This is a genomic window from Amycolatopsis jejuensis (assembly GCF_000717335.1).
In the GTDB taxonomy this organism is placed as follows: Bacteria; Actinomycetota; Actinomycetes; order Mycobacteriales; family Pseudonocardiaceae; genus Amycolatopsis; species Amycolatopsis jejuensis.
Genome location: NZ_JNYZ01000078.1, coordinates 1 through 1,930, shown reverse-complemented (window position 1 = coordinate 1,930; position 1,930 = coordinate 1). Strand labels below are relative to the sequence as shown.

Genomic DNA, 1,930 nt, shown 5'->3' with positions numbered 1-1,930 from the left:
CGAATCGAACGCGCCCGCCTTGATCAGCGACTCGATCACCCGCTTGTTACAAGCCACCAGCTCCGACTTGTCCAGAAACTCCGTGAACGAGGAGTACTTACCCTTCTCGTCACGCGTCTTGATGATCGACTCGACCACGTTCGCACCCACGTTGCGCACCGCACCCAGCCCGAACCGGATGTCGTTCCCGACGGCCGCGAACCGCATCGCCGACTCGTTCACATCCGGCGGCAGCACCTTGATCCCCAGCCGGCGGCACTCCGACAGATAGATCGCGGACTTGTCCTTGTTGTCCCCGACCGACGTGAGCAGCGCCGCCATGTACTCCGCGGTGTAGTTCGCCTTGAGGTACGCAGTCCAGTACGCGATCAGGCCGTACGCAGCGGCGTGCGACTTGTTGAACGCGTATCCGGCGAACGGGAGAATCGTGTCCCACAGCGCCTTGACCGCCTCCGGCGAGAACCCGCCGTCGACGAGCGCGCTGGAGCGCATGCCCTCCTCGAAGCCCTCGTACTCCTTCTCGAGGACTTCCTTCTTCTTCTTGCCCATCGCGCGGCGGAGCGTGTCCGCCCGTCCCATCGTGTAGTCCGCGACCTTCTGCGCGATCTGCATGATCTGCTCTTGGTACACGATGAGGCCGTACGTTTCGGACAGGATCTCCCGCAGCGGTTCCTCGAGCTGCGGGTGGATGGGCTTGATCTGCTGCCGGTTGTTCTTGCGGTCGGCGTAGTCGTTGTGCGCGTTCATGCCCATCGGGCCGGGGCGGTACAGCGCGAGCACCGCGATGATGTCCTCGAACCCGGTGGGCAGCATGCGCCGCAGCAGGTCGCGCATCGCGCCGCCGTCGAGCTGGAACACGCCGAGCGTGTCGCCGCGGCCGAGGAGCTGGTACGCCTCCGGGTCGTCGAAGCCGAGCCGGTCGAGGTCGATCTCCTCGCCGCGGTTGGCCTTGATGTTCTCCAGCGCGTCGCCGATGACGGTGAGGTTGCGCAGGCCGAGGAAGTCCATCTTGAGCAGGCCGATGGCCTCGCACGACGGGTAGTCCCATCCGGTGATGATCGACCCGTCGTCGCGCTGCCAGACCGGGATCGCGTCGGTGAGCGGTTCACTCGACATGATGACCGCGCAGGCGTGCACGCCGGCGTTGCGGATCAGGCCTTCGAGGCCGCGGGCGGTGTCGAAGATCGTCTTGCACTCGTCGTCGGTCTCGACCAGCGTGCGGACCTCGGCGGCCTCGGCGTAGCGCTCGTGGCTGGAGTCGACGATGCCGGACAGCGGGATGTCCTTCGCCATGATCGGCGGCGGCAGCGCCTTCGAGATCCGGTCGGCGATCGAGTAGCCCGGCTGACCGAAGTGCACGCGGGCCGAGTCCTTGATCGCCGCCTTGGTCTTGATCGTGCCGAAGGTGATGACCTGGGCGACCCGGTCGACGCCGTACTTCTCGGTGGCGTACCGGATCATCTCGCCGCGGCGGCGGTCGTCGAAGTCGATGTCGATGTCGGGCATCGACATGCGCTCGGGGTTGAGGAACCGCTCGAACAGGAGCTTCTGCGGGATCGGGTCGAGATTCGTGATGCCGAGCGCGTACGCGACGAGCGCGCCGGCCGCGGACCCACGGCCGGGGCCGACCAGGATGCCGACCTCACGGGCGTGCTGGATCAGGTCGGCGACGATGAGGAAGTACGCCGGGAAGCCCTTGCCTTCGATCACGTCGAGTTCGTAGGCGCAGCGCTCGTGGTACCCGTCGGGCACGCCCTCGGGGAACCGCCACTGCAGCCCCTCCTCGACCTTCTGCCGCAGCCAGGAGGCTTCGTCGTGGCCCTCGGGGACGTCGAAGACCGGCATCCGGTCCTTGTGCGTGTACACCTCCTCATACGACTCGACCCGCTCGGCGATCCACAACGTGCTGTCCGCCGCCCCCGGCACCTCC

General features: G+C 66.6%; 1 protein-coding gene. It reads right to left on the bottom strand.

From position 1 onward, the window contains the following. The coding region (gene dnaE / locus OO71_RS45765; RefSeq protein ID WP_033296404.1) for a DNA polymerase III subunit alpha at window positions 1-1,930 on the bottom strand (1,930 nt) is incomplete at both ends.